This is a genomic window from Halobacteriovorax sp. DA5 (genome assembly GCF_002903145.1).
Taxonomy (GTDB): Bacteria; Bdellovibrionota; Bacteriovoracia; order Bacteriovoracales; family Bacteriovoracaceae; genus Halobacteriovorax_A.
In genome coordinates, this window is sequence record NZ_PPDJ01000001.1 from 633429 (window position 1) to 659760 (window position 26332).

22 protein-coding genes are annotated in these 26332 nt (G+C 37.3%); 9 read left to right on the plus strand and 13 right to left on the minus strand.

Annotated elements, in window-relative coordinates:
• The first annotated feature begins 103 nt into the window (after positions 1 to 103).
• Positions 104 to 499 carry a hypothetical protein gene (locus tag C0Z22_RS03140; protein WP_103216879.1) on the plus strand — a complete coding sequence of 132 codons (396 nt, stop codon included), beginning with the start codon at positions 104 to 106 and terminating at the stop codon, positions 497 to 499.
• The gene (locus C0Z22_RS03145; RefSeq protein WP_103216880.1) at positions 477 to 1616 is read left to right on the plus strand and encodes a metallophosphoesterase; all 1140 of its coding nucleotides are present in this window, start codon (positions 477 to 479) and stop codon (positions 1614 to 1616) included. The genes C0Z22_RS03140 and C0Z22_RS03145 overlap by 23 nt, the downstream gene beginning before the upstream one ends.
• Positions 1617 to 1626: 10 nt before the next feature.
• Here the strand turns inward: C0Z22_RS03145 and C0Z22_RS03150 are convergent, their stop codons facing one another.
• A complete protein-coding gene (locus C0Z22_RS03150) occupies positions 1627 to 2640 on the minus strand; it encodes an HD domain-containing phosphohydrolase (RefSeq protein WP_103216881.1) in 1014 nt (337 codons plus the stop codon).
• On the minus strand, positions 2637 to 5150 hold the full coding sequence (locus C0Z22_RS03155) for a hypothetical protein (protein WP_103216882.1): 2514 nt from the start codon (positions 5148 to 5150) through the stop codon (positions 2637 to 2639). Before C0Z22_RS03155 ends, C0Z22_RS03150 begins: the two co-directional genes overlap by 4 nt.
• A 287-nt stretch (positions 5151 to 5437) precedes the next feature.
• On the opposite strand from C0Z22_RS03155, the gene C0Z22_RS03160 reads away from it, so the two are divergent.
• Positions 5438 to 6271: a flagellin gene (locus C0Z22_RS03160; protein WP_103216883.1), complete on the plus strand. Its 834-nt coding sequence runs from the start codon at positions 5438 to 5440 to the stop codon at positions 6269 to 6271.
• A gap of 144 nt (positions 6272 to 6415) precedes the next feature.
• Here C0Z22_RS03160 and C0Z22_RS03165 read toward each other — a convergent pair whose 3' ends face one another.
• Together C0Z22_RS03165 and C0Z22_RS03170 are read right to left on the minus strand one after the other, a co-directional pair.
• Positions 6416 to 6760: a hypothetical protein gene (locus C0Z22_RS03165; RefSeq protein ID WP_103216884.1), complete on the minus strand. Its 345-nt coding sequence runs from the start codon at positions 6758 to 6760 to the stop codon at positions 6416 to 6418.
• A gap of 89 nt (positions 6761 to 6849) precedes the next feature.
• On the minus strand, positions 6850 to 7257 hold the full coding sequence (locus tag C0Z22_RS03170; protein WP_103216885.1) for a DUF523 domain-containing protein: 408 nt from the start codon (positions 7255 to 7257) through the stop codon (positions 6850 to 6852).
• 134 nt (positions 7258 to 7391) lie between these two features.
• On the opposite strand from C0Z22_RS03170, the gene C0Z22_RS03175 reads away from it, so the two are divergent.
• The gene (locus C0Z22_RS03175; protein WP_103216886.1) at positions 7392 to 8576 is read left to right on the plus strand and encodes a hypothetical protein; all 1185 of its coding nucleotides are present in this window, start codon (positions 7392 to 7394) and stop codon (positions 8574 to 8576) included.
• A 35-nt stretch (positions 8577 to 8611) separates the two neighbouring features.
• Here the strand turns inward: C0Z22_RS03175 and C0Z22_RS03180 are convergent, their stop codons facing one another.
• The 8 genes from C0Z22_RS03180 to C0Z22_RS03215 are packed head-to-tail and all read right to left on the minus strand — an operon-like array spanning position 8612 to position 15559.
• Positions 8612 to 10102: an aldehyde dehydrogenase gene (locus C0Z22_RS03180; RefSeq protein WP_103216887.1), complete on the minus strand. Its 1491-nt coding sequence runs from the start codon at positions 10100 to 10102 to the stop codon at positions 8612 to 8614.
• 8 nt (positions 10103 to 10110) lie between these two features.
• A complete protein-coding gene (locus tag C0Z22_RS03185) occupies positions 10111 to 11322 on the minus strand; it encodes a thiolase family protein (RefSeq protein ID WP_103216888.1) in 1212 nt (403 codons plus the stop codon).
• Positions 11319 to 11978 carry a 3-hydroxyacyl-CoA dehydrogenase family protein gene (locus C0Z22_RS03190; protein ID WP_158246785.1) on the minus strand — a complete coding sequence of 220 codons (660 nt, stop codon included), beginning with the start codon at positions 11976 to 11978 and terminating at the stop codon, positions 11319 to 11321. Before C0Z22_RS03190 ends, C0Z22_RS03185 begins: the two co-directional genes overlap by 4 nt.
• Positions 11971 to 12834 carry a 3-hydroxyacyl-CoA dehydrogenase NAD-binding domain-containing protein gene (locus C0Z22_RS03195; protein WP_103216890.1) on the minus strand — a complete coding sequence of 288 codons (864 nt, stop codon included), beginning with the start codon at positions 12832 to 12834 and terminating at the stop codon, positions 11971 to 11973. The genes C0Z22_RS03190 and C0Z22_RS03195 overlap by 8 nt, the downstream gene beginning before the upstream one ends.
• Positions 12835 to 12838: 4 nt before the next feature.
• The gene (locus tag C0Z22_RS03200) at positions 12839 to 13651 is read right to left on the minus strand and encodes a Phenylacetic acid catabolic protein (protein ID WP_103216891.1); all 813 of its coding nucleotides are present in this window, start codon (positions 13649 to 13651) and stop codon (positions 12839 to 12841) included.
• A gap of 12 nt (positions 13652 to 13663) precedes the next feature.
• A complete protein-coding gene (locus C0Z22_RS03205; RefSeq protein WP_103216892.1) occupies positions 13664 to 14452 on the minus strand; it encodes an enoyl-CoA hydratase/isomerase family protein in 789 nt (262 codons plus the stop codon).
• Position 14453: 1 nt separating this feature from the next.
• The gene (locus C0Z22_RS03210; RefSeq protein ID WP_103216893.1) at positions 14454 to 15233 is read right to left on the minus strand and encodes an enoyl-CoA hydratase-related protein; all 780 of its coding nucleotides are present in this window, start codon (positions 15231 to 15233) and stop codon (positions 14454 to 14456) included.
• Positions 15234 to 15247: 14 nt separating this feature from the next.
• Positions 15248 to 15559, minus strand: a complete 312-nt coding sequence (locus tag C0Z22_RS03215; RefSeq protein WP_103216894.1) for an EthD family reductase — start codon at positions 15557 to 15559, stop codon at positions 15248 to 15250.
• A gap of 273 nt (positions 15560 to 15832) precedes the next feature.
• Between C0Z22_RS03215 and C0Z22_RS03220 the strand changes: the two genes are divergently transcribed.
• Complete coding sequence (locus C0Z22_RS03220) at positions 15833 to 16192, plus strand: hypothetical protein (RefSeq protein WP_103216895.1); 360 nt, start codon at positions 15833 to 15835, stop codon at positions 16190 to 16192.
• Positions 16193 to 16199: 7 nt separating this feature from the next.
• Here C0Z22_RS03220 and hppD read toward each other — a convergent pair whose 3' ends face one another.
• Complete coding sequence (hppD, locus tag C0Z22_RS03225) at positions 16200 to 17273, minus strand: 4-hydroxyphenylpyruvate dioxygenase (protein ID WP_103216896.1); 1074 nt, start codon at positions 17271 to 17273, stop codon at positions 16200 to 16202.
• 93 nt (positions 17274 to 17366) lie between these two features.
• Between hppD and C0Z22_RS03230 the strand changes: the two genes are divergently transcribed.
• The 4 genes from C0Z22_RS03230 to C0Z22_RS03245 all read left to right on the plus strand — a co-directional run bounded on the left by C0Z22_RS03230 (position 17367) and on the right by C0Z22_RS03245 (position 26019).
• On the plus strand, positions 17367 to 17882 hold the full coding sequence (locus C0Z22_RS03230) for a TonB family protein (protein ID WP_158246786.1): 516 nt from the start codon (positions 17367 to 17369) through the stop codon (positions 17880 to 17882).
• Positions 17883 to 17952: 70 nt separating this feature from the next.
• The gene (locus C0Z22_RS03235) at positions 17953 to 21390 is read left to right on the plus strand and encodes a thiamine pyrophosphate-dependent enzyme (RefSeq protein WP_103216898.1); all 3438 of its coding nucleotides are present in this window, start codon (positions 17953 to 17955) and stop codon (positions 21388 to 21390) included.
• Entirely contained in the window at positions 21387 to 22724 is a 1338-nt protein-coding gene (locus C0Z22_RS03240) for an MBL fold metallo-hydrolase (RefSeq protein ID WP_103216899.1), read from the plus strand. The genes C0Z22_RS03235 and C0Z22_RS03240 overlap by 4 nt, the downstream gene beginning before the upstream one ends.
• A gap of 256 nt (positions 22725 to 22980) precedes the next feature.
• A complete protein-coding gene (locus C0Z22_RS03245; RefSeq protein ID WP_103216900.1) occupies positions 22981 to 26019 on the plus strand; it encodes a hypothetical protein in 3039 nt (1012 codons plus the stop codon).
• Positions 26020 to 26332 lie beyond the last annotated feature (313 nt).

A 26332-nucleotide genomic window follows, 5' to 3' on the forward strand; every position in this document is an offset into this window, starting at 1 on the left:
GGTATGAATCTTAAATGACATCAATTTCAGCGTGTAAATGATGATTACTAGGTAAGCTTTGCCAGCTATAATCTATAAAATATTAAATAGTTACAATATAAATATGAATAATAAACGATTAAGCTTCTTTCTTTTCTCAATTTTTTTTAGCTTCTTTTTAACAAAAGAAGTATTTGCACAACAGAGAATGGAGAGGGCCGAGGCATTTATAGTTACGGCCATGCCTAGTTATTACAAAGTAATTTCCCCTGCAAAAATGAGAAATGGGAGAGTTGCAGTTATTGTTCAAAATAAAACCCTTACTCCGATTCGCGGCAAGTTTGTTGATGAGTTTGATAAGAATTTAAAATTTATTACAGTAAAGTCAGACATGGAAGTAAGTGTTGAATTTGACTTTAATACCAAGAAAAGATTTTTTTTCGTTCCACTAGATCCTGCTTTTCAAAAAATCGTCTTGAATATAGGTAAATCGGCATATGAGATTCCTTCGCAAAAATAATTCAAAGAAAACCATTATTGTAATCTCTGATGTTCATCTCGGAGCAGGCGAGTATGTTGATGGTGTAAGAAACTATCTTGAAGATTTTCACTACGATGAAGAACTAGTGGATTTTCTCGAATATTTTAGTAAAGAAGAATATTCAAATAAAGAAGTTGAATTAATTATTAATGGAGACTTCTTTGATCTTTTGGCCGTTCCTTATATCAAGGTATATGATGACGAATTTTGGTCTGAAGAGTCTTCATTAAAAAAATTAAAAATGATTCTTGAGGCGCATAAAGAAGTTATGCTGGCCCTTAATGATTTTTTGAAAACAAAGAATAAGAAAATTACTTTCATTATAGGTAATCACGATGCGGAGCTTGTTTTTAAATCACTACAGGAGCTTGTTTTATCTTACTTTGACGAAAATATACGATCAAAATTTGAAATACGTCACCTAAATGATGAGTATCGTCCTGCTGATCGAGTTGTTCTTAAGCATGGCCACGAGTATGAGATTGCTCATACCTTTGATGAAGAGCATTGTATTATCGAAGATGAGTCTGGTAAGCGCTATTTTAATCCTCCGTGGGGATCTTATTACGTCACAAGAGTAATCAATAAGTTTAAAGAGGAGCGAGATCACGTAAATGCTGTAAGACCTATCAATAAGTTCTTAATTAATGGACTTATTTACGATACATTCTTCACGCTGCGCTTTATGCTCGCAAACGTTATCTATTTCATCATGGTTCGTTCAATTTATCTTTTTAAGATAAGTGATAATTTTGGTGATTGGTTAAAACTATTCTTTAAGGAATTAGCACTCTTTCAAGATTACGAATCTCTGACTTTCGATTATCTACAGCAAGCAGAAGATACAGATGTGCTAATTGTTGGTCATACGCATGAGCCGATTTGTCGTACCTATTCTAATGGGAAGACATTTATAAATACTGGAACATGGACTCGTATGTATAATCTCGATTTTGGAAAGGGAACTGGAACGACTCAGTTAACTTTCGCTAAGATTGAAGTTATGGATAATAAAAATGATAATGAAACGAGTATTCAGGCGAATCTTCACACTTGGATGGGAAGAAATACACTTCCGTACGGAACATTTAATTAATAACTAATAATTAAAGAGATAGTATGCTAGTTACATGAGGCTTTATACGGCCGCTGTAATTGACATTGAGTCCACTAACTCCTGCTCCAGCATCAATCATATAAACAACACTACTTAGAGATGTTTTTTCTCCGGTAATCAGTCCGTAGCTAAATTCCATGATGTGAGAGACAAACTCAAGGATCTCACTGCTTAGGCCAAGGCCTGCTTGTGATATTTGATCGGGCATTCCTGAACCATCATATTTTTCATGATGAGTATCAATGAGTTTCTTACACTCTTCACTTAACTTAATACCGCTTTGATCAATAAACATACGACTAAATTTAACATGTTTGTAATATTGCTCTCTTTGATCGTGAGTGATTTCAGTTTGATTGCCATGAATGATATTAGGCGATATTTGAGTAAGGCCAATATTTGCTAGGAATGAAGCACATACTAGGTCTGCAAGATCTTGTGGGTTATCAATCATCATTTTCTTCGCAAAGAAATAACTGAGAGCGACGATTCTATTTGTCAGATTATCTTTATTCATATGCACACCTGCAAAGTGACGTGCAAGAGATACAGTGTGGCTTATATCAATTGAAAAAAGCATGATTTCTTTTTGGGCCCTAAGTATGATAGGTAGAAAGTCATCCTTATCGATTGCTTTTGAGACCATACTGCGAAGTGGGGGAAGTGCGATATGTTCGCTTATCCTTTGTTCCTCAATAATGTCTTCGTACTCTTTTAAAATTTCAATCTTCTGCTTTGTTTCTTCAATAACTCTTGGTTCAATCTTATCGAGTTCTCCAACTGTGGCCAAATAAGTCATTCTCTGGGAAAGCTTTACTGCGATCTTACCTTTATTACTATCTTCAATATAACGTAGTAGTTCATAACTATCATTTGTTAATGGAGTATTGGCCTTTAGTGACAAATTATATGTTTTATCTTTCAAGTTGTAGACATAGAGTGAAAAAGGAAAAGTTTTAATGTCTTTTAGTGAACTTAATTTGATAAAGAAATATGCCCTCATTTCTTACCTCCAAAGATTCCTTTAAAGAGACCACTAACAGATTCTGTAATGGATGAGCTCTTTTTTGATTCAATCTTCTTAGATGCTCGATCTTCTCCACTAAGGTAGCTTCCCTTGATTACTTGTAGACATTGTTCGACCCTTTTTGGATTTTCATTTGATCTTGCAATTTCACCCTTGGAAGTCAGAAATAGAATGAAGTTATGGTATTTTCCATTTTCTATGATTGGTATGTGATAGTAGAGCAGCTCACTTTGAAATGTTGTATCATTCCAACTAGGTTTTCTCTTTGCTTTTAAAACATTCTTTATGGCCTCGAAGCGATCATCAACATCTTCATTGCCTAGAATACACTCATTTTGAATATTATAAATGACGACAGTTCCAATGCAAAAACTATTTATATATTCATTTGTGAAGCTTTTTACTGCGTCACCATCAATAACAAAATTCATCGCCTCGATAAAAAAGTTCATATCTTTTGGATCTGGAATAAAGATTGCGTCTAGGGCATCTTCAATTTCTTGTTCATTTTTTAGCCTCTCTGCTTCAGCATCGGCCAGTGCCTTTGCTTGTTGTGCTTCAAGTGCTCTTTTTCTTTCTTCTTCCTGCTTTTTTCTTGCATCTTCTTGTTGCTGAATCTTTAATTGTTCTGCTAGACGATTTGCTTCTTCTCTTTTTTTAGCAGCAAGCACATCCTGAGATTCGGAGAATTTTATTTCTAATTCTTCTTTCGAACCACCTTCGTATTCAGGTTGTTTATCAAGGTTTGAGTAATCAATAGTTTGCTCGCCAAGATCACCCTTCTTTTCGTATTCAATAGTTGGTCCAGGAGGTCTTGTTACTTCTTCGTTTTCGGCCTTGTTATCTAAATTAAGATCTAAATTATGTACATTATCATACTTTTTATTTTTCTCTTTAGAGTGCGCATCGAGAGAAGCAAATAGATCTTCATTGTCTCTATTATTTGTCTGATTATCACGAGAACCATTATTCTTACTCATTGCCAGATCGGCACTGTCTTTCGATTTACCTTGGAGACCTTTCTCGTTATCAATAAGTTCATCATTAGATGAAGACTGTATTCCTTGTTGATCTCTTCCCTTAGAAGTGGTCTTATTTGACTGTAGCTCTTCTAATGTTTTCAATAAGTCATCATCAAAATCGTCATCACTATAATCAGTATCGCTTTGTGTAGGAGTAAGCTTTCCACTAAGATTTGGTCTACTCGTTTTGCTATCATTTAAGTTTGATTTTTTTATATTATCAAGACTTGCAAAGAGGTCTTCGTCGGTATCTTTTTCATTTTCTACATTATCTAATGTTGCGGAGATGCTACCTTTAAGTGAACCATCTTTCTCATTCGATTTATTTGTCGCATTTTTAACTTTATCGAGACTTGCAAAGAGGTCTTCGTCAGTATCTTTTTCGTCTTCTATGTCATCAAGAGTAGGAGATAGCTTACCTTGAAGGCTTCCACCAAGGTCATCGGCTTTATTTGCTGATTTTTTGACAGTATCAAGACTCTTGAAAAGATCGTCTTCGAAATCATCGTCTTCAATGTCATCTAATGTTGGAGATAAACTCCCCTTAAGTTGTCCACTTTGTTGGCCTGAGTTTTGTGAACTCTTTTTTACACTATCAAGACTTTTAAAAAGGTCCTCATCAAAGTCGTCTTTATCTTCATCATAGTCATCTAAAGTAGGGGATACTTGTCCTTTTAGACTTCCTCCTAGATCCTTATTTGATTTACTTGATTGCTGTTCAAGGCTTTTAAAGAGATCCTCTTCAAAATTTATCTCAGGAGTGTTGTCGGCCTTACTATTCTTTTCTAATGAGCCTTTAAGATGGCCACCTTCTTGATTATTTTGCTTTTGGTGTGCACTTAAGTCTTTTAATGACATTCCTTGTTCTTTAATTTCGTCATCATCACTATAATCTGCATATGTACTATCATCAAAGACATCCTTATTAGCTTTTTGAGGAGCTGTCTTTGAAACATTTCCCTTTAAGTGCCCACCATTATTATTTCTTTCGGCCTCTTTCTTATCTTCATAATTTCTTTCTTCGAGTGCTGCTTTATCTTCACCACTTCGAAACTCCATTTCTGCTGTTTCTTCGGCCTTCTTTAAAGATCTTAATATAAGATTTACTTTATACTCTAACGTTTTTGCAGGAACAGGTTCTTGTATATACTCTGTTAATCCAATCTTTCTAAACTTTTCTAGAGTTTTAGGAGGCACAGCTTTCGAGTTAATCAGAAGTACTTTTACATTATTTTTATGAATGAATTTTCTTAGCGGTTGAATACATTGAGCTGTCTTTTTAGGACTACAGGCAATCGTTAAAGACTGGCCGATAGTTGGGATTAGTTGATTATATTCCTCGGGACTTTCAACTTCATATATTTCGATACCCTCTGCTTCTGCAGATGCCTCAATAGACTCTTTTAGCTTCTTTACTGCTTCAGTAAGAGGCTCAAGAAAAATGAGCGGTTTCCCTTCTTCCATATAGCTTATTATCGGTAAATCATTTAATTTATTTATGTACTTATCATTATAGAGTCCAAAAAAATTAATGATTTTCGAGACTTTCCTTAATTTTAGAAAATGTAAAAAAAAATCTAAAATAATTTAATATTTTCCTAAAGCTTTCATTTTCACCTCCGAGAAGATTCATGTTAGGTCAGAAGACTTAATTAAAAAGTTAATAAAATTCACAAGAGCAGTATGCTCATTGTTCCAATGGTCGGGACAACCCTGAGTACGGGGGGGAAATAGATCACGGAGGTATCACAATGGGTATGCGTATTAACACAAATGTAACGTCTTTAGCTGCACAAAGATCATTAGGTCTAAGCAACAACGCTCAATCAAAATCTTTAGAAAAACTTTCATCTGGTACAAGAATTGTACGTTCAGCTGACGATGCTGCAGGTCTTGCGATTTCTGAGAAATTAAAAGGGCAAATTAGATCAACTAATCAAGCAGAAAGAAACGCGAATGACGGTATTTCAATGATTCAAATCGCAGAAGGTGGTCTGAATGAAGTATCAAACATCTTAGTAAGACTAAGAGAACTATCTGTTCAATCAGCATCGGACACAGTAGGTGACACTGAGAGACAATTTACTGATCTTGAGTATCAAAACCTTAAGCAAGAGATCCAAAGAATTTCAGAAGTTACTGAGTTTAACGGAAAGAAACTTCTAACTGGTGCTGGTGATAAGTTTGATATCCAAATCGGTATTAATAATGATGATTTCCAAGATAGAATTCAATTCGATACGAATGTTCTGAACTCTTCTCTGGAAAACCTAGGTGTAGCAGACCTTGAAGTTGGCTCGAAAGAGGGTGCTCAATCTGCTCTTGCAAACCTAGACTCTGCAATCGAAAGTATTGCAGGACAAAGAGCTGAGCTAGGTGCTAAGCAAAATAGATTAAATTCTACAATTAACAACCTACAGATCAGTTCAGAAAACTTAAGTGCTGCTAACTCTCGTATCAGAGACACTGACTATGCAGCTGAGACAGCGAAGAAAGCTAAGAATGATATTCTTGTTAACGCTGGTTCTTCAGTACTTGCTCAGTCTAACTCTCAAGGTGCTGCAGCTCTAAAACTAATTGGTTAATTAAAACCACTATAATTACTGCAAAAGGATTGCCCCGCGAATGCGGGGCTTTTTTATGTCCAGGATGGACGGTATGTCGGCGAGAGGCAGGAGCCGAAGCCGACGAGTTTGCGTGCATCCGCAGAAGCACAAACCACAGTTTAACTAATGCGTAAACTCAGATTGCATTTCAGTATTGATTAAAAGCTCAACACCTAGGCCATCTAGAGCATCGAGAACTTCATCAAATTGGTCTTTTACGATAGTAATAGTCTCATTATTAAAATTTTCATTTAAATGATTTTGTAATAGGGCAAGATAATTTGCCGCTTCAATACTTCCAAGAGAAATTGAATCATTGATGAGATGATTAAATTTCATATTAATGATTGATTGAAAGTTATCCCAGTCTTCTGGATTCACTTTTAAGTATTCAAGCTGATGACTAAGGTGCTTCATTCGACCTTGTAAATTTCTTGCTTGAAATTTCTTTAGTTCTAATTCATTCATCTAGACCCTCCTAGTGTTCTAGTAGGTCTATCTTAATTGATTTATTAATTGAGATGTTACAGCTTTGTTAGATGTGTGAAAACTTTGGATTAGTCGATGGCCTCAACTTGAATACCGTTCTCTTTTAGCTTCTTGGTAAATTCGCCATCACCTTCAATTAGGTTTCCTGAAAAATTCCCATCGTAAACAAGTCCAGCACCACACATTGGTGATTTTGATTTTAGCAGTGCCTTTGTGCATGAATTTTCTAGTGCAATTTCTAGAGATCTCTGGGCCCCAAGCTCGTAGTTGATGCTGACATCATTTCCATCGATTGTGATGAGCTTTCCATCGACATTCTCAGCGGGTGGCCTCGGAGTAGGAAGGCCTCCTAGTTCTTCAGGACAGACAGCAATGGCCTTGCCTTGAGCAACGAGGTCACTTATAAGTTGTTGTTTTTTATGCTCTCCGTCATATCGACATTTTTTGCCGGCCAAGCACGCGCTTACGATCATCATATTTAACAAGAATACGTTAAAATCGTCGATTTTGCCACTGTGTGTCGAGGATTCTTGAATAATTTACAATATCATATTTGGGTATCCTATTTATGGTAAAAAATCGGACTAAATGAAGTTTTTGGAGACGAACTTTGCTTAAGGCAATAACACTTTCAATCATCTCACTACTTGTTCTGTGTTCATGTGGAACTCCAGGTGGAGAAGATGGTGCTAAAAAGAATGTTACGAGACAGACCTCGAAATTAGAGACCTCAACAAAGGTTAAATTCGACTGTTTCGAAGAGGGTCAGTGTACTGACTCATTTGTGCTATTTATTAATAGTTCAAGTGAGTTTCCTAAGTATTGTACTGGCTATATGGCCGATGAGCAGCACATGGTTGTTCCTTCTCATTGTGTGACCGATGCCAGCTGTAGTTCAATTGCAGCAAAAACAACAAACGGCCGCGTCTATCAATGTGGTGAAATTCTAGAAGATCAATCTCAATTCAACGAACAAAATACTTACAACGGAAACTTTACAACTATTAGACTCAAGGAGGCCATTCCTGGAGACTATGCCGCTGTTTCTGAAAATAAGATGAGTGATTTTAGCTATTATCAACTTTGGTTCGTTAAAAAGAAACTTGATAATACAGGTTATGAACTTAACCGTATGAGATACAACTGCCGTAAAACAAATAATAATGTTTTATTCCCAAATAATAACAAAGAATCTTCTGCCGTTGCGATGAAAAATTGTAATATTCGTGATGATTCTATGGGGGCCGGTGTCGTTGATACGAGAACTGGTGATGTTCTTGGCCTTGTGCACGGATCAGTTAATGAGGATAAAACATTTAGGCGCTTCATGCATGGTAGAAAGGGGTCAACCCTTACGATCGCAACACCAATTAAGTGTGTGATTAAGAAATTTAATATCGCAAATTACAACTCTGATGACACTCAATATTGTGATGAACCAGTCTTTCGCCCAGGAACGGCACAGCACTCTCAAAAATTATCTCAACTTTTTAGATTTAATAATCGCAATATTAGCTATGTCTTTACGAGGTTAGCTGGAATAGGAGAGGACTTTCTTAAGTATCGTGAGTACTTTGCTTTAAGTTATGAAAGTGTTCCTTATCAATACCCAAGGGTGAGAATTTGTGAATTTCAACCTTTCTTAAATCGTAGTTACGAAATCTACGGACGTGATTTTATCACAACATGTATTGATTCTAATTTAGATATTGTGTTTAAAGAAAGTCACTTTGAAAAATCATTCTCGATTTACGATGACTTTGGAGATATTGCACTAAAAGTTTTATACAAATAAAAAAAAGGCCTTCATAACGAAGGCCTTTTCTTTATCTAAAATAGGGCATCAAACCACATTTTACCTTCGCGTGTATTACAATCAGATTCCCATAGGTGTTTAACTTCAAGGTAGGCCTTGATTCCTTCTTCACCCATTTCTCGTCCAACACCAGATTGTTTAAATCCACCAAATGGCATTCCTGGGTTTAATAAGTGATACTCATTTATCCAAACTGTACCGGCTTCAATTTCTTTGGCAATATTAAGCGCACGCTCTTCATTCTTTGACCATACAGCTCCTGCAAGTCCATAGATTGAGTTATTTGCTAGCTTGATCGCTTCTTCTTCCGTGCTGAATTTAGTAATACCTACAACTGGCCCAAAGATCTCTTCATGCCAAATTGTATTGTCTGGTGTGATTTCAAAAGCTGTCGGCTGAATATAGTAACCTTTGGCAAAGTCACCTTCAGTAATACGCTCACCACCATAGATCAGCTTTGCACCTTCTTCTTTTGTCTTATTAATATAACCCATGATTGTGTTAAATTGTTTCTCTGAAACCACTGGTCCAAATCCTGTTGTCTTCTCTGGAGTTGCACCAATTGCTACTTTTGCAATTCTTTCTTTGAACTTTGTCATGAACTCATCATAGATTCCATCTTGAACAAGTAGGCGAGTTCCCGAGTCACAAGCTTGACCTGAGTGATATAGGAATGCGTAAAGAGCGCCATCAACAGCGATATCAAGATCAGCATCGTCTAAAACGATATTTGCTGATTTTCCACCAAGCTCCATTGTCGTATTCTTAATTTCACTTGCACTTTGCTTTAAGATTTCACGCCCAACGGCCGTTGATCCTGTAAATGCTACTTTTGCGATATCCTTGTGATTAACAAGATATTGTCCTTCTTTTGCTCCACCCGTAACGATATTGACAACACCTTTAGGCACGCCTGCTTCAATTAGAACTTCTGCTAGCATCATTGCTGTCACTGGAGTTTCAACTGCTGATTTTAGAACTGTCGTACATCCTGTCGCTAAGATTGGACCAATTTTCCAACCGGCCATAACAAGAGGGAAGTTCCATGGAATAATTTGTGCACAAACACCAACAGGCTCATAGCGACGAGTATTTTTAGAAAAGCCCGCTCTTGTTGCTTTTTCATCTAATTGTTCAAACTTAAAATTTGTCGCAACCTTACTCATTACCTTAAAGAAACTTGCTGTGTTGTGAAGATCAGCGGCAGCTTTTCTAAAAGTTGAACCACTGTCTTTGATTTCTTGTTCAATGAACTCACGCTTTCTTTCTTTTAGAAGCTCTGAAACTTTAAGTAGGATTTCTCCTCTTTGGGCCGCAGTCATTTCACGCCATTCTTTATTATAGAAGGCGCTCTTTGCTGCTTGTACTGCATCTTCAAGATCCTGTGTCGAAGGAATGTGAACCTTCGCTACAAATTCACCATTTGATGGGTCGATTGAATCAACCATTTCACCCGATGATGAAGGGCGGATTTCTCCATTGATATATAATTTTACTTCATTCATATTTACTCCTATTTACAATTTTCCACGCTTAGAGAGACACCTTGACCAACACCAACACACATTGAAGCTAGACCTTGCTTAAGATTTGCATTGTCTTTCATGATATGAGTAAGTGTTGTCACAATTCTAGCACCAGAACATCCAAGAGGGTGTCCTAGAGAGATTGCTCCACCACGTAAATTTATTTTTGATTCATCAAGGCCAAGCTCGCGAATACAACCAAGTGATTGAGAAGCGAAGGCCTCATTTAGTTCTACAACATCAAAGTCAGAAATTTTCTTTCCAAATTTTTCCATTAATCTTTGAGTTGAAGCTACAGGGCCAAGGCCCATGATATTTGGGTGGATTCCGCGAACACCTGCTCCTGTTAATTTCACTAGAGGAGTTAAGTTGTGGCGTTTTAAGAACTCTTCACTAACAAGTGCCACACATGCTGCACCATCATTCATCATTGAAGAGTTTCCGGCCGTTACTGAACCATCCTTTTTAAATACTGCTCTAAGTCCTGCTAGGGCCTCTAGAGTTGTTGATGGACGAGGACCTTCATCTTTTGAAACAGTAATTGTTTCTTTTCTCATCGCTATTTCAACAGGAAGAACTTCATCGTTAAATTCTCCATTCTCCCATGCTTTACAAGCTTTTTGGTGGGATGCAAGTGCGAATTTATCTTGGTCTTCACGAGAAATTCCAATTTTCGCCACAACTTCTTCAGCTGTCTCTCCCATGCCAAGTAAAGGAAACATCTCCTTCATCTTCTTATTTGGAAATCGCCAACCAAATGTTGTATCAAACATTTTAGAATCACGCCCAAATGGAGTTGATCCTTTAGAGATAACAAGAGGTGCTCTTGTCATACTCTCAGCACCACCAATAAGAAGGCAATCGGCCATTCCTAAATTAATGCGCGACCAACCATCAATAATTGCATCGAGTGATGATGCACAAAGACGGTTAAGTGTTACACCTGGAACTTCGTAAGGAAGGCCTCCTAAGAGAGCAGACATACGAGCAAGGTTTCTGTTGTCTTCACCGGCCTGATTTGCACAGCCAACGATAACATCGTCTATTTCCTTCATATCAAAATCAAAGCTTTGAGAGAAGTCACGAAAAAGTGTCGCTAGCATATCATCAACTCTTAGATGAGAAAGGCTTCCACCAAGTTTTCCAATAGGTGTTCTTTTTGCGTAGACAAGATACGCATCTCTATATTTAAGTGTCATAAATTCATCCTAAGTAGGCGAGACGGACGATAACGTGCATCTCCTGTGATTTCACGTAATTCTTCAAGCAGAATTAAGATTTTTTCAATTCCAATTTTATCGGCCCATTCAAATGGACCTAGGGGATAGTTCACACCAAACTTCATTGCCTTATCAATATCCGAATTTGAAGCCAAGGCTTCTTCTTTAGCAAAGTATGCTTCATTAATAATTTGTGAAATAACTCTAGGGTATGTGAATCCAATTCCAATGTGATTGACGATTTCAAGATCAAAACCGAGTTTTTTGAAGACATCAAACGCAGCTTCTTCAATAGAATCATCTTTCATATAGAATTCAAAACAGCTTTTTGGAGAGTAGAAGGCCGCTGCTACAGCGCCAAGTACATTTTCGTATTGACCAATTAAATACTCGCCCCAGTTGACCGTTAGATCTGAAACGATTGGGCCATCAAAGACAATATCTAAGTGTTCGTATAGGTCCATCTTTGAGTTGCGATCAAAACAAGTAAGATCAACAATTAAATCTGTCTCATCAAAATCAACACCATCTAGTGTGTTGATGCTATACGGATCAACAACAATTGAAGGATATTCACTTCCAAGAACATTTTTGTACAGAGGGTGGTTATCACTTACTAAAATAGTTTTATTCATAACGATAGAACCCCTCTTTAACTTTGCGTCCAATACGGCCACTATCAACCATTTCACGTTGAATCTTGTGTGGCCTAAAACGTGGTTCATAATAGTATGACGCCCACACAGATTGAGTGACATCATAGTTGACATCAATTCCGATAAGATCCATTAACTCAAATGGGCCCATTCTAAATCCACCTACATTTTTCATGACACGATCAATTTCTGCGACCTGCTCTTGATTATAGTTTTCTAGGCGGTGAAAGCTCTCGCCGTAAAAATTTCTGGCAACACGATTAACGATAAAACCAGGAGAATCCTTGCATAAAGCAGGCTTTTTTCCATAGCGCTCAAACCAGTCATAAAGGGCATGGGCCTGATCTTTACTACTCCATGGTGTTTCAATAATTTCAACTAACTTCATTAAAGTTGCTGGATTGAAGAAGTGTAGACCTAAGAATTTTTCTTTACGAGGTTTTGATAAGTCTTTTGCCATTTTAGTAATTGGAATAGATGAAGTATTAGATGCAAAGATCGTTTTTTCACTCATGATCTCATCAAGACGAGCAAAAACTTTTTTCTTAATATCTAAGTTTTCAACAATGGCCTCAATCACAAGGTCGTGATCGATTTGGTGCTCATTCATCTCAACGATATTTAAATTCTTTTTAAAAGCCGTGATTTCAGCGGAGTCAAATTTACCTTTGCTTTCAAGTTTGTCCCACGAAGAGGTGATAAGATCACCACTTGCTTGGGCCATTTCAAGGTGCTGGTCTACTAATTCAACCTTCACACCGTGTTGGCAAAACCATTGGGCGATTCCTCGCCCCATAGTTCCTGCACCAATAACTAGTACACTATTTATATTCATTCAATTATTGCCTTTGTGGTTGTGCATCTTCGTCGTAGATAGGAAGAACTAGGCCTGCTTGTTCACAAAGCTCTTCTACTTCTTTTACGAAAACATCGCGAACAACAGCATTTGTTCTCTTCTTAAGTCCTAACTTAACATATAGGTCATTTGAGCGACCTTTTGTTGAACCAAATACGTTCATAACTCTTGGCCACCAGATATTTAGTCTTTCTTGTAGGAATTCTTTGTTGTCACCTTCGGCAAGGATTTTTATCCATTTGTCACCGTGAGCAAGGTGCATGATTTCTTCTTTATAGATTCCTTCGATTCCTTTTTTCCAAGGAAGGTAGCTTGAATCAAGAGTGTCTTCTAGTTGGTGGCCAGCAGCTCTATCCATTAGGAAGTTAAATAGAATAAAGTCTTCCCAGAAATTGATACCGTAGTAGAAGATATTTACACGGTAGTCATCTTTTAATCTTTGGAATCCAATTTGTGCTTCGTCTTCTGGCATTTTGAATCCAAGTTCTGACTTTTCGATATGTGAGTCAACATCTTCACCAAGACCTTTTAGAAGTCTGTAACAAACTGAAGCATGTCTCATTTCATCTTTAACGATTTGAGCAACAACAACTTTTTCTTGCATCGTTGGTGCCTTTTCAATCCATGGTGCATATCCAAGCGCCCCAGAATATTCTGAATCGTGTTGCATCCATAGAAGGTTTCTTAGGGCCTTCTTGTATAGTGGAGGAAGCTCATCTCCCTTATCAAATTTCTTACCATTTTGAATGTCTTCAAATAATTGTAGTTCTTCTTGAGTGTATTCTCTTGCTGCCATATGGCCTCCTTCTTATTTTCCTAAAAATTTTGCTTGTCTCTTTTCAAAGAACGCCGTTAGGCCTTCTTTATAATCTTCACTATTTCCCAAGAATCTTTGGTAAGCTGTTTCGCGCTCCATCGATTCTTTTGAAGTGCTATCAATTGCAACATTGATATTCTCTTTTATCGCTTTTACTGAAAGAGGTGCCATGGCATTAATTTGCCCGGCCCATGCTTTTGCATCTGTTAATGCTTCTTCACTTACTTTATTAATAAGTCCTGCACTCTCTAATTGCTCACTTGTTAAAGGAGCGTTAAAAAGGAAGTATTCCATTGCTTTTTTAGGGCCAAGTGCTTGAGTGAACATATGAGTTGATCCAGCATCTGGGCAAAGACCTAGTTTTGAAAAACCTGAAACAAACTTGATCCCTGGTTTTGCTACGATTAAGTCGCATGCAAGTGCTACGGAAACACCGGCTCCTGCAACGACACCTTCAACTGCTGCGATAACTAGTTTCTTAGATGACTTAATTGCATTAACCAGTGGGTTCCACTCAGTTTCAAGTGTTACTCCAAGATCAACTGGTTTTTCTCCAGCTTGCACTGTGCGATCATTTAAGTCTTGTCCAGTACAAAATCCTTTGCCTTTTGAAGCAAGAATAATACAGCCAACTTCACTGTCGCGGTTTAGATCTCTGATGGCCTTGATGATTTCAAGTTTTGCTTCACGAGAAAGTGCGCCGTAAACTTCTTCACGGTTAATTGTGATCATACCTGTGAAGGCTTCTTTTTCGATAATAATATTCTTAAATTCAGACATTCTAATTTCCTTTGTACTCTGGTGAGCGCTTTTCTAAGAAGGCACGCATACCTTCTTTCTGATCACTACTTGCAAAAGTTAAATAGAAATTGCGTCTTTCAAAATCAACACCATCACTAAGTGACATTTCAAAGGCCTTGTTTACAGATTCTTTGATTAACTTAATTGCAACTGGTGCCTTATTTGCGATTTCTTTTGCGGTTTCAAAAGTTTCTTGAAGTAGAGTCGTGCTAGGGACAACCTTTGCAACTAGGCCCCAGTCAAGTGCTTGGTTTGCACCAAACATTTCACCTGTCATACAAAGCATCATTGCCTTCGACTTTCCTAGAGCTCGTGTTAGGCGTTGTGTTCCACCTGCACCAGGAGTTGTCCCAATGCTAATTTCTGGTTGGCCAAATTTTGCGCTATCTCCAGCAATAATGAAATCACAGTGCATTGCTAACTCACATCCACCACCTAGAGCATAACCATTTACGGCCGCAATGATTGGCTTTGTTATTTGAGCGAGTTGTTGCCATGAGCGGAAGCGGTTGTCATTGATTTGATCAATTGGAGTCGCTTCAACCATTTGTGCAATATCTGCACCAGCAGCAAATGCGCGTTCATCACCAGTAAGGATGATGACACGAACTTGTGGGTTATCATCAAGTTCGAAAAGCTTATCAACTAACTCTCGCATTAGGTCTGTTGAAAGAGCATTTAAAACCTTTGGGCGATTAAGCTTAACTAGGGCGATATGCTCGTGGTCGTTATATGGAAATTCACAAAGTATATTACTCATTAAAGCTTTCCTTATTAAAGAGTGATTACTTCTTCTTTAGCGAAGTGAATTGAAACAATCTCTTTAGCGAAATTAAATAGATCTTTTCCACACGCCATATTTTCTTCAGAACTCATTCCTACTTTAAAGTCATCTTTATTTTCAAAAACCATCTCTGCGATTACATGTAGATCACTTGCTCCACGAGGAGTCCCTGTGATGCGATTTAAGCGAAGCTCTTTCATACTTGGAACTTTCTTTACAAGTGGAGTATGAACTTGCGCATAGTGCTTTTCCCATGCATCGATATCGTTTGGAATTTTATAAATGGCGATTAACTTGTACATAAGTATCCTTTCTTTGAAGTTGTGTCGTGTTGTTTAAATTTTAGTTAATTAAACCAATATTGTAGGGATATGAGGGACCCTTTGAATAGGCTAGTTGAGTCATTTTTTGACGTATTATCAGTAGTTTAGATAAAGGAAATCAATATATTAGTTTAATCTAATGGAAAATATCAGTTTCCAATGACGCTATGTGAAATACTTTCAATAATAAACATTGCCTTTAGCTTTTCGTCTATATTGCCGCATCTTAAAAATTTAATCCCGGAGTGGAAAATGAAAATATTAACAAAAGTAATTCTAGTATTAATGGCGCTGCAAGTGTCATTTGCTCTAGAAGTTTCACCAAGAGATGTGCGTGCGCACGTAATTGAATCTTTTCGCCCTTTTCATGAGGCCCATATCGTAATCAATACAGAGCGAGAAGATATTATCATTTCTAAAGAAGTTATTTGTTCAAACTTCTTATTCGAGTGCTCTGATAAGTCAGAGTATGAAGTCCTTCAAGGATTTGTAGATGTGATTAACTCAATTCGCGATCGTGCTTATAAAGCTTGGTCAGATATGACAATTGATAAAAGATGCTTTGCCTCGAAGTCTTATGAGAAACAAAGCATCTTCAATTGTATTAAGTAATTAAATTCTAATCCAGGTATCCTCTTGCGATTTGGTCCCTTTCAATAGCATCAAAGAGGGCCTGGAAATTTCCTTCACCAAAACCGTTGTGATTTTTTCTTTGAATAAATTCAAAAAATAGTGGACCAACATAAGTGTCAGTAAAGTTTTGGATTAGGTATCCTTCCTCATCACCATCAACTAGAAGTTGACGATCTTCGAGCTCTACTAGATCTTCTGTAACATTAATTCCACGCCCAGCAATACCTTCGTAGTATGAATGAGGGATATCAAGAAATTTAATATCTCTTTCTCTTAAATCTTTAACAGTTGTAAGAATATCACCGCAAGTTAAAGCAATGTGCTGAACTCCAGCACCGTTGTGACGATCAAGAAACTCTTGAATTTGATCCTTTCCACCAGCTTCTTTTGGCTCATTAATTGGAATAATGACTTCACCTTTTGGAAGTTGAACAACTTCTGAGTTAAGTCCAGTTTTTGAACCTTTAATATCGAAGTAGCGAGTTACTTTGAAACCATAAACACGGTCATAGAACTCAACCCATTTCTTCATTTCACCTTTTGGAACGTTATTCGTTAAGTGGTCAATACGAGCAACACGTGAACCTAGAGGGCGCGCTTTTGGATCTTCTTCAAGTTTCGTAAACCCTGGACGAAAGAATGTGCGAGGTCTTTCAATGAACTCATTGGCAACATCACCAAAGCCTTTAATGCGAGCACTTTTGTAGATACCATGCTCATTTTCAGTGATAACAACTTCTTGAAGTGACTCAGCACCACGCTCAATTGCTGTCTTATAAGCATGCTCACAATCTTCAACTAAGAATGAGATTGTTGAAACACCTTCACCGTGAGCCTTGAAGTAATCTTGCGCATGGCCACCTTTTTGTGCCGTTAAAAGAAATCTAACTTGTCCCTGAGTGAATAGCTCTTTGCTTTCACTTTGCTTTTCATATGTTTTAGAAAAACCAAATGTGTAGAATAAATCTTTTGTGGCCGTATCAAGTGAATCACATGTGAATTCGAGATGATCAATGGCCAGGACCCCAAGAGGGTTTTCTGGAGAAATTTTTGAGTTCATAAAAACTTCCTTCTTTATATTAGCTGTTTGATTTGTGTATGAAAGATACTAACGATTTTTCCCAAATGGAGCAAGATGCATTATGATATGTGCATGAAGCATCGTTTATGGTTTTTCTTTTTTGCACTAAGTCTAGTGACTCATGCTGTTATATTCTTTTCAAATATAAGAAAAGGTGAGCAGCAGATGAGGCGCGAGCGCATTGGTATTGATGTCCAGATTAAGGCCCATGCTATAAAACAAGAAAAGCAAAATAAAAAAGAAGTTGAAAAGATTGAACAAAAGCCGCGAAAAAGTGTTCAGGCTAAAGAGGAGTCCTCTAAGTCTGAGCAACAACAGGTTGTGACAAATAATACATTTGAGAACCAAATAGTTCATTTCGAGGCCCCTATTTATCCGCGATCTGCCAGAAGAGCTGCGATTGGTGGCTCCGTGACTATCTCCCTTATTGTTGGTGTTGACGGGAAAGTTGTGGATGTCAAAATTTTAAAACCTGCTGATTACACAGCTTTCAATGAAGCAGTACTAAGTGTTGCAAAACAATGGCAATTCAAGCCTCAGAAGATTCAAAATACATATACTAAAAAAATCGTGTTTACTATTGAGTAATGACGCTTTGGTTCGTCAAAAAACATAATAAAAATTCTATACTTGCACCTCAATTAAATTTAGAGGAATTATGAGTCAATATAGAATTCTCAATGGGAATGAGCTAATCATTCAAGGTGCTCTTGAAGCTGGTTTTAATCTTTATACTGGATATCCAGGATCACCGTTAGCAGATTATTTTAATATCTTATATAGCAAGAAAAAAGAGTTTCACGAAAAAGGTATCCGTGTTGTTATTGCAAACTCGGAGGCCAATGCAGCGGCCATGGCCAGTGGAGTAAAACAAGCGGGACGTGACTGTATTGTTGCCATGAAATCAATGGGACTTCATGTTGCAAGTGATGCTTTATCCGTTGGTAACTTTGCCAATCCTGCGAGACCTAAGATAGTCGATGGAAAGGAAGTTTATCCTGCTACTGTTATTTGTGTTGGAGATGACCCTTGGTCGATGTCCACTTCAACTGCAGCTGATTCAAGATATCTTTTTAAGCATCTTCATATGTCTTTTCTAGAACCTTCAAATCCTAAAGAGTTAAAAGACTGGATTGCTAAGGCAAAAGAAATTTCTTCTAAAACAAGTTTATATCAAGGATTACTTCTAACGACTTTTCTTGCTGAAGGTGGTGGAAGAGTTGAGTGCTTTGACGAGGCCCCGATTGATGGCAATTTAATCGATATCGATCCTTCAACTTTTGATCTTCAAAAAAATGTAATGGTTCCACCAAATTCTCTACTTGCTGATGTGAGTATGATTAAAGAGCGCTTTCCAAAACTTCAAAGTGTACTTAAAGAGATGGCCCTTGATCAAGTTTTTGGAAAATCGAACGCAGATATTGGCTTTATCTCAAGTGGTGTTATTTTTGAAACACTTAAACAATGCTTAGAAGAAGGTGAGTATCTTGATCACTTCTCTTTATATAAAGTTGCTTCTTCATTTCCACTTGTTGATGACATCTTAGTACCTTACTTAAAGGGCTTGAAGAAGCTTGTTGTGGTTGAAGAAAAGCGAGGTTTCTTAGAGGGGGAGATTCGCTCTCTTTGTCAGAAACATGGACTTATTCTTGATATCGTAGGAAAGGACTTTAAAGATGGTGATGGCTTTCCTGCATTTGGTGGGCTTAGTTATGAGATCATCAGTGAAAAACTTGAAGCACTGAAAGACTATCTTGAAATTGGCCAATGTAAGTCATTGGCATTCGAAGAAAGAAATTTCGGAGAGATTCTTCCAAAAAGACTTCCGACTTTTTGTCCAGGTTGTCCACACCGTGAGACTCTTTCTCTTTTAAAAGATCTTCGTCGTTGGCTAAAGGCCCAAGATATTGACCTTATCACTCACGGTGATGTTGGTTGCTATTCGCTTTCATTCCTACCTCCGTTTGGAGAGATGCATAACTTATCTGCAATGGGGCAAGGTGGTGCTCTTGGAGCTGGGATGGATCTTTTTACAAAGAATCCTTCTGTTGTCTTGATGGGTGACTCAACTTTCTTTCACTCAGGCCTTACTGATATTTCAAATTCAGTTCAAGCTGATCACGATATTACTTATATTCTTTTAGATAATGATAATACGGCTATGACTGGGCACCAGATGACTCCTGCTTCTCAAGTTAACGTAGAGGGAAGTAAGAGGCCAAAGCAAGATATGTTAAATATCGTTCAAAACCTTGGTGTTAAGGTGGCCAAGGAAGTTAACCCTTCTGATCGCTACTTTTACCAAAACCTTATGCGTGAATTTGTTGTACAAAAAGGCGTTAAGGTTATTATTTCAAATAAAGAATGTTCTCTTACTTACCAAGCAAAGGTAAGAGCTAAAGAGAGGGGACAAATTAAAGATAAGGGTGTGCTAGCGCAAAAGACTTTTTATCAAATTAATACTTCTGCTTGTGAAGATTGCCGCGTTTGTATTGAAGAGACAGGTTGTCCTGGATTAACTCAAGTGATGGATGCTTACGGAACTAAGATGGCAATTGACCCTACTATTTGTGTGGCCGATAGTTATTGTACAAAAATGAAGGCCTGCCCTAGTTTTGAGAAAGTTGTCGTTAAGGGTTATCACCCGACAATGTATCGAGATAGTGATCTTTCTCACTTAACATACGATCTTAAAGAGTTTGAAACGAAGAAGACATTTGATGCCATTGCTAGTGGAGACACTTGGCGAATGGTTGTAACAGGTGTTGGTGGTTCAGGGATTACTACAATCTCTAAAATTATTGCAAATGCATGTGTTGAAATGGCCGGCCGTAATGATCTTGATTTTAAATTTATGGATCAAAAGGGCCTTGCTCAAAGAAATGGAAATGTAACTGGGCATATGTCGATTTGCCACAAAGATAAGTCAATGGGAGCGGTTACTCCACGTGGTGGATCTGATGTACTCTTAAGCCCTGACCTTTTAGATGGTATTGGACAACTTGGATTTCTAAAGACTGAAAATGCTGTTGCAATTTTTGATGATTCGTATCAAGTGCCTCTTTCAATTCTTCTTGATAAGGGGGAGAGTGAAGAAAGTTTAACTAGAGCTAAGCTTATTGAAAAAGTTAGAAGTAAAGGTGATGACAGAATTATTCTTGTGCCACTTAAGAAGTGGTGTGATCTCTTCTTTGGTAAAGCGGTCTATGCTTCAAGTATGATTCTCGGTTATGCATTTCAATTAGGTCTTGTTCCATTTGGTGAAGATGATCTTCTTGGGGCCTTAAAGAAGTCGATGAAGCCTGCAGAAATTGAAAATAATATTGCTTCGTTTAAGCTTGGGCGAGAAATGGCTTCTCTTGGAACTGAAGCTTTTGAAGCTAAGTATAAGAATCTTGTCGTAAAGAACAAGGACCCTCTCGATTTAGCAATCGAGTCTGTAAAGGCGTCACTACTTCCTTGGCATAATTCTACTTATATTATTAATAAATTTAGACAACATCTTGATCAAGCAATTGTTGATATTAACTGGATGAGTCGCAAGGACTTAATTCAGATCATTCACGATCAGTATATTTATAATCGCGGTAAAGAGACGACAGAGTTTATTTCTGGGGCCAGAGCAGTGGGAACTATTGTTGATGAAGAAAATAAAGTTCTTGCTACACGTGTTCTTGCTAAGACATTTATCGTTAAAGATGAAGTCATGGTTGCTCACTTAATGCTTTCTCCTTTTTTAAAGCAAATGGAAGAGAGCATCTATAGCTTCCTTGGAAAGTCTTATACTAAAGAGAGAATTAACCGTCCTTCATTTGATATCTTTGGAAAGAAGATTGAATTTGATATTTCGCCAAAAGATTGGCAATTAAAAATTATGAGACACTTTAGAATCTTACGTTCTGTGCTGCCTGCTTGGCATGCAAAAGAAAGAGAGATTGGTTCTAAGGTAAGAAATTACTTATTTAACGGTATCCAAAAAATTGAAGCGAAGAATAGTCAATATCACGCCCTTAAGCTTCTCGATAATATTAAAGGTTACAGGGAAGTTCGCTACACTAATGCGCAAAGAGTATTTAAAGAGTTGGAGATCAATTGAAGCAATCAGTTTCAGCAATATTTATCTGTGAGGACCAAGTCCTTATTATGAAGAGACAAAACTATCTGAGAGCATTTCCTGGCTACTCTTCTTTTCCTGGAGGAAAAGTTGATGAAGAGGATGTGCTCAATGGTGGAGATGATTACCTTCTCTTTGCTCTTAAAAGAGAGATCCAAGAGGAGCTTCATATAAATATTGATGAACTATTAAAGTCAGGTCACATACTTGATGTTAAGCAATACGCTTTAGCAGTCACTCCTGACTTTAATCCACATCGATTTGAGAATTATTACTTCAAGGTTTTTATTAAAGATAAGAGTGCTCTTGAAGAAATTAATTTTCACTTTGACGAGGGAGAAATTGCCAAGGCAACGTGGATGAATTGTCACGAGGCCTTTACTGAATATAAGAAAGGACATCTCTTGGTTGTTCCTCCTATGATTACAATTCTTAAAGACCTTGATCGTGATATTAATTCTCTTGATTTCCTTGATGCTAACTTGAAGTATGATGGAGATTTGCAGGTTCCAATGATTGAGCCTTTATTTGGCCTACGTCAATACATGCCTCTTTCACATACTTTTCCTCCAGCAAATCGTACGAATTGTTTTGTCATTGGAGATGATAATGGAAAGAAAATTGTTATCGATCCATCTCCTAAGAATGAAGAAGAACTAGAAAAGCTAATTTATGGCCTAAAGGAACATGATCTTAGTGAGATATTTCTTACTCATCACCATCCTGATCATCACGAGTTTAGTCGTGAATTAGCAAAGATATTAAAACTACCTTTTTCTATGTCCGAAGGTACTTATGAACATCTTTTAGGAGACTTTGGGCAGGATTATTTTGATGGCCATGAAGTAAAGTTCTATGATGATGGCGATATTGTGACAACGTCATGTGGCCATGAAGTAAAGCTAGTTACGACTGGTGGCCATGCTTTTGGTCAGAGCTCACTTCTTCGTGCTGACGGCTCATGGATGATTGTATCTGATCTTATTCAAACAATTGGAACAGTTACAATTAGTGGCCGAGGCTCAGATATGAGAGAATATTTTCACTCTCTTACTAATGTAATCAATCTAGATCCACAAGTTGTAATGCCTTCACATGGAATTTGTCTTGGTGGAACAAATAAAATTAAGCAAACTCTTGATCATCGAATTGAAAGAGAGAATCAAATCCGTGCTTGCTTGGAAGAAGGCAAGAGTCGTGAAGAGATTTTTCAATCAATATACCCAGATCTTCCTGAAAGATTACATAAGTACGCCTATGCTACGATTGATTCCCACTTAGATAAATTAACTAAGTATGGGCCAGGACTTTGCTAAAAAGCAAAATTTATTGGCACAATTAATTGCTCAAAATTTAGTGATTAGGATTTTTACAGCTAAGATTTATTCTTTAATATTAATAGGTTAATCCATGGTTCAAAATTATCTTTAGTATAATTCATTAAAATTATTCACTCATATCCTTTCTCAAGTGAAAATAAGCTAGGGGAGTGGTCAACTTTATTGTCGGCAAAGTAAAGAAATAAAACTTATTAACCGATAAATTAAGAAGATTAATCTATGTGAGGAAGAAATGAAAGTTGTTAAATCATCGATTATCCTATTATTCACGATTAACTCAACTTATGCCAATGGCAATATTGGTTTATTGCAAAATGATCCATTGTTACCAGACGGTGCAGTATTGATCGGCAATGGTATGGTTATGGGAACAGGCGCTGGTGTTGGCATTGATAATATATCGATGGGATTAGTTGAACAAGTTAGTGACTATGCGAAAAAGAGTGTTGATATCGAACAGTCACTACGCCGTAAACGTCTTCAATTCTTCGAAAACCCAGATAAGTTTTCTAATAGAGTTGCACCTATTAGATATGATGCAAACTTTATTACTTCGGGATTTATGAGTCCTATTCTATTAGATGGTGATTCACAAATGAGTGACTTTGATCCCGAAGGAGATGCAATTAGCTTAGTAGGGGAAGACACAAATAAACAGCCATCCGCTACTTTAAATTTTAAAATTGGAAATTATGTATCGACGAGCTATTTATATTCATCTCCAAGAGCGTCCCTTTTTAATAGTGGCTGGAGTACTCCCGTCAGTGAAGGATGGGGTTCTTCAAGCTATGATTTTTATCAAAGCTATAAACCATGCCCTGGAAATAAGGCCTTAACTGATGGACTAGGCGATAGTGCTCAATTCTTAGAAAGCTTTATGTATAAACTTGATACTCGTTTTATGGGGTGCTCTGATGAGTATTTAACAGTTGTTGATGATGGCTATAATTTAAAGCCAATGATTGATACTAAGAAATTTTGTAAGTGTGCTAGCGAAATTTCACATGAAGATAATGTTGAAGAACAGATTGAAAATAAAGATGTTCTCGATGACTTTGCTGATAAGCTCTATGGAAAGCTTCTTGCTCACCGAATGAAGAACTTTGCAGAGTTTTTAGAGCGTTCAAAAGGTCGTTTTGATGAATTTGAAAAAGGTAAAGATTCAGTCGACTCATATAGCTGTTCTAGCAAGAACGTTGAGGCCCTTAGTAAAAAGTTAAAGGGATGTTTTGGTGGAAGTGCTGCAATCGCAATTGATAAAGCGTTAGAACTTGATGGGACAAAAGATTCAAGAGGTTTCTTCTCCAGCCTTATTCCTTTAGGAGAGTCTGGTAAATTAGGACGATCAAAAGATCGTATGGCCCAGCTTTTCTCAAAGGTTAATGAGAAAACGATATCTAAGCCAGCTTACGAAAAGGGTGAAGACCAAAAAGTTAAGGAATTTGCTGAGATCTTTATTTTACAATATGAAAAGCATAGTAAGGATATACTTGGTTTTCCTCGCTCTTATGTTGATGAGTTAAATGCCTATATTCAAAGTGACCCTGTTATGCTTGGTGCATACCTAGACTTCAAAAAGAATGAGCTTGAAGTTATGGATAGTATTCTTAAAGCTAAGGCCAGTGATGAAAATAGAAGAGCTATCAATAGCTATGTGAGATTAGATCAGCAGTATCTTTCTCAAGTTCAAGAAGATATGCTACAGCTTCAATTTGCAACATCAATCTTTTCTAAAACACTACCTCGTCTTATTGACGGTTCTTCTAAGGCAACTATTGCACAAATTTCTAAGGCATTTAATGATCTTGAAATGGGTAATGAAGAAGGTGTTAAGGCAATGGGGGATATCTATAGCGTAATGAAAGAACAACATGAACAAGAGCTTAGGCTTTCATGTCGTGATCAAATTATGTTCTTAGAGGAATCTTGTAATGAGGACAATGCTCAAGAGGTAATGTCTTCTGTATCTACTGAGGAATTTATTGCTATTAATGATAGTGTTGATGGTGTTAATTCTGAAGATGTTTCGATAAACGCTAAAAAATACTGTGTCGCTATGAATAAGGGGTTATTTAAAGACTCTGAAAGAACGGTTTTAAGCGTTGAGGTAGCATCGCAGTCAGTTGTTGATGAAATTAGGTCTGTCTATGATCCATCAAGTGATATTGCTTCAAAAAGAAAAAGTAATGATGAAAATAATGTTGCAAATGGTGCACTTGGTGGCTTTACTGAAAGAGCAAATACAGCAGGACAAATTATCAGTAATGGACAACAGGATGCTTCAGGAGTTGCAGGCGATGGTAGCTCAAGTGAGTATAACTTTGATGAAGCGGCTCAATTTTTAGAAAGCTATAATAGTTCAAACTCTTCATTACCATCTAATAGTTTTGCAAGTTCGAATGTTATTGATAACAACTCTCTGCAATCAATGATTCAAAATCCGTCAACATCTGTTAAGTCTCTTGAAGATGTGAAAATAAGAGTTGAGGATGAAGCCGAGGCAATTGCGAAAGAGCTTGAAGAGAACCGAAACTCTACAGCTGTTTCTACTGATGAAGCGAGTCAGAGTGCGGAGCTTAGAGCTGAGCTTGCTGCACTTAAAGCACAAATAGCAGAGCTTAATACTGCTATAACTGCAAAGTCTGAAAAACCTATTGATGAAGATGATCCTGAAAGAGAAAAGCGTATTGCAGCTCAAAGAAATAAAGTAATGTCTAATATAGCTGCAAGTAGTGGTTTTGGTGGAGGTCGTCGAGATGCGGCACCTGCAGGAAATACTAGAGCTGTACAGCAGGCGTCTAGTGGATCGAGTATTCCTTCAAATCTTTCTGCTGGAGCTGGAGGCAGTTCTTCATCGGCCGGTACAGGAATTAGTGCGATCAATCGACTAGGTGCAACTGGTGGACTAGGACTTACAGCAGGCTCTTCTTCACGTGCTTCTTCTGGAGCAGTAGCAGGTGATAATATTGCTAAAAGTGATCAACGCTTAGTTGCAAAAGCTATTGCTGAAGGGAATAACAGTGTTGTTCTTGCCGATGGCCGTGTCTATTATATTGGTCATGATGAAGATGGAAATGTGATTCTTTCTGAAACAGCAGAAGAAGTATTAGCTGGTGTGACGAGTCCTGAGCAAGAAGGACCTCAACTTCCTACTCCTAAGGCCGAAGACGGTCCTAAGCGTGAAATTGCTTCTGAAGGTGAAGAAGTAAAAGTTCCTGGCGAGGATAGTATTTATACTAAGTTCTTAAATGCCGCAGAAATCAACGAATAGAATTATCAATAAATTCACATATAGAAAAGACCAGCAATAGCTGGTCTTTTTTATTTTTTTTTACTTTTTTTTGAAAATAGAAAGTGTTGAAACGACGACTATTATTGGCGCAAGGAGATTTTGTTGTTTAGTCGCTATTTATTTATTTTTAAACAGTTGTACACGTGAATTCAGTGAGTTTGCTCACCTCATAATTAAGTTATTTGTAGTGTGTTTAGAAAATATATTTTTAGCGTCCATAATATATTGAAGAAAGGAAGGGGCACAATAAGTTTTGGTCACTTAAGAGAATTCTTAATGCCACCGATAGACA

Coding starts and splice junctions, on each gene's coding strand:
- C0Z22_RS03140 (WP_103216879.1), top strand. CDS start 104: ATGAATAATAAACGATTAAGCTTCTTTCTTTTCTCAATTTTTTTTAGC.
- C0Z22_RS03145 (WP_103216880.1), top strand. CDS start 477: ATGAGATTCCTTCGCAAAAATAATTCAAAGAAAACCATTATTGTAATC.
- C0Z22_RS03150 (WP_103216881.1), bottom strand. CDS start 2,640: ATGAGGGCATATTTCTTTATCAAATTAAGTTCACTAAAAGACATTAAA.
- C0Z22_RS03155 (WP_103216882.1), bottom strand. CDS start 5,150: ATGGAAGAAGGGAAACCGCTCATTTTTCTTGAGCCTCTTACTGAAGCA.
- C0Z22_RS03160 (WP_103216883.1), top strand. CDS start 5,438: ATGGGTATGCGTATTAACACAAATGTAACGTCTTTAGCTGCACAAAGA.
- C0Z22_RS03165 (WP_103216884.1), bottom strand. CDS start 6,760: ATGAATGAATTAGAACTAAAGAAATTTCAAGCAAGAAATTTACAAGGT.
- C0Z22_RS03170 (WP_103216885.1), bottom strand. CDS start 7,257: ATGATGATCGTAAGCGCGTGCTTGGCCGGCAAAAAATGTCGATATGAC.
- C0Z22_RS03180 (WP_103216887.1), bottom strand. CDS start 10,102: ATGAATGAAGTAAAATTATATATCAATGGAGAAATCCGCCCTTCATCA.
- C0Z22_RS03185 (WP_103216888.1), bottom strand. CDS start 11,322: ATGACACTTAAATATAGAGATGCGTATCTTGTCTACGCAAAAAGAACA.
- C0Z22_RS03190 (WP_158246785.1), bottom strand. CDS start 11,978: ATGAATAAAACTATTTTAGTAAGTGATAACCACCCTCTGTACAAAAAT.
- C0Z22_RS03195 (WP_103216890.1), bottom strand. CDS start 12,834: ATGAATATAAATAGTGTACTAGTTATTGGTGCAGGAACTATGGGGCGA.
- C0Z22_RS03200 (WP_103216891.1), bottom strand. CDS start 13,651: ATGGCAGCAAGAGAATACACTCAAGAAGAACTACAATTATTTGAAGAC.
- C0Z22_RS03205 (WP_103216892.1), bottom strand. CDS start 14,452: ATGTCTGAATTTAAGAATATTATTATCGAAAAAGAAGCCTTCACAGGT.
- C0Z22_RS03210 (WP_103216893.1), bottom strand. CDS start 15,233: ATGAGTAATATACTTTGTGAATTTCCATATAACGACCACGAGCATATC.
- C0Z22_RS03215 (WP_103216894.1), bottom strand. CDS start 15,559: ATGTACAAGTTAATCGCCATTTATAAAATTCCAAACGATATCGATGCA.
- C0Z22_RS03220 (WP_103216895.1), top strand. CDS start 15,833: ATGAAAATATTAACAAAAGTAATTCTAGTATTAATGGCGCTGCAAGTG.
- hppD (WP_103216896.1), bottom strand. CDS start 17,273: ATGAACTCAAAAATTTCTCCAGAAAACCCTCTTGGGGTCCTGGCCATT.
- C0Z22_RS03230 (WP_158246786.1), top strand. CDS start 17,367: ATGAAGCATCGTTTATGGTTTTTCTTTTTTGCACTAAGTCTAGTGACT.
- C0Z22_RS03235 (WP_103216898.1), top strand. CDS start 17,953: ATGAGTCAATATAGAATTCTCAATGGGAATGAGCTAATCATTCAAGGT.
- C0Z22_RS03245 (WP_103216900.1), top strand. CDS start 22,981: ATGAAAGTTGTTAAATCATCGATTATCCTATTATTCACGATTAACTCA.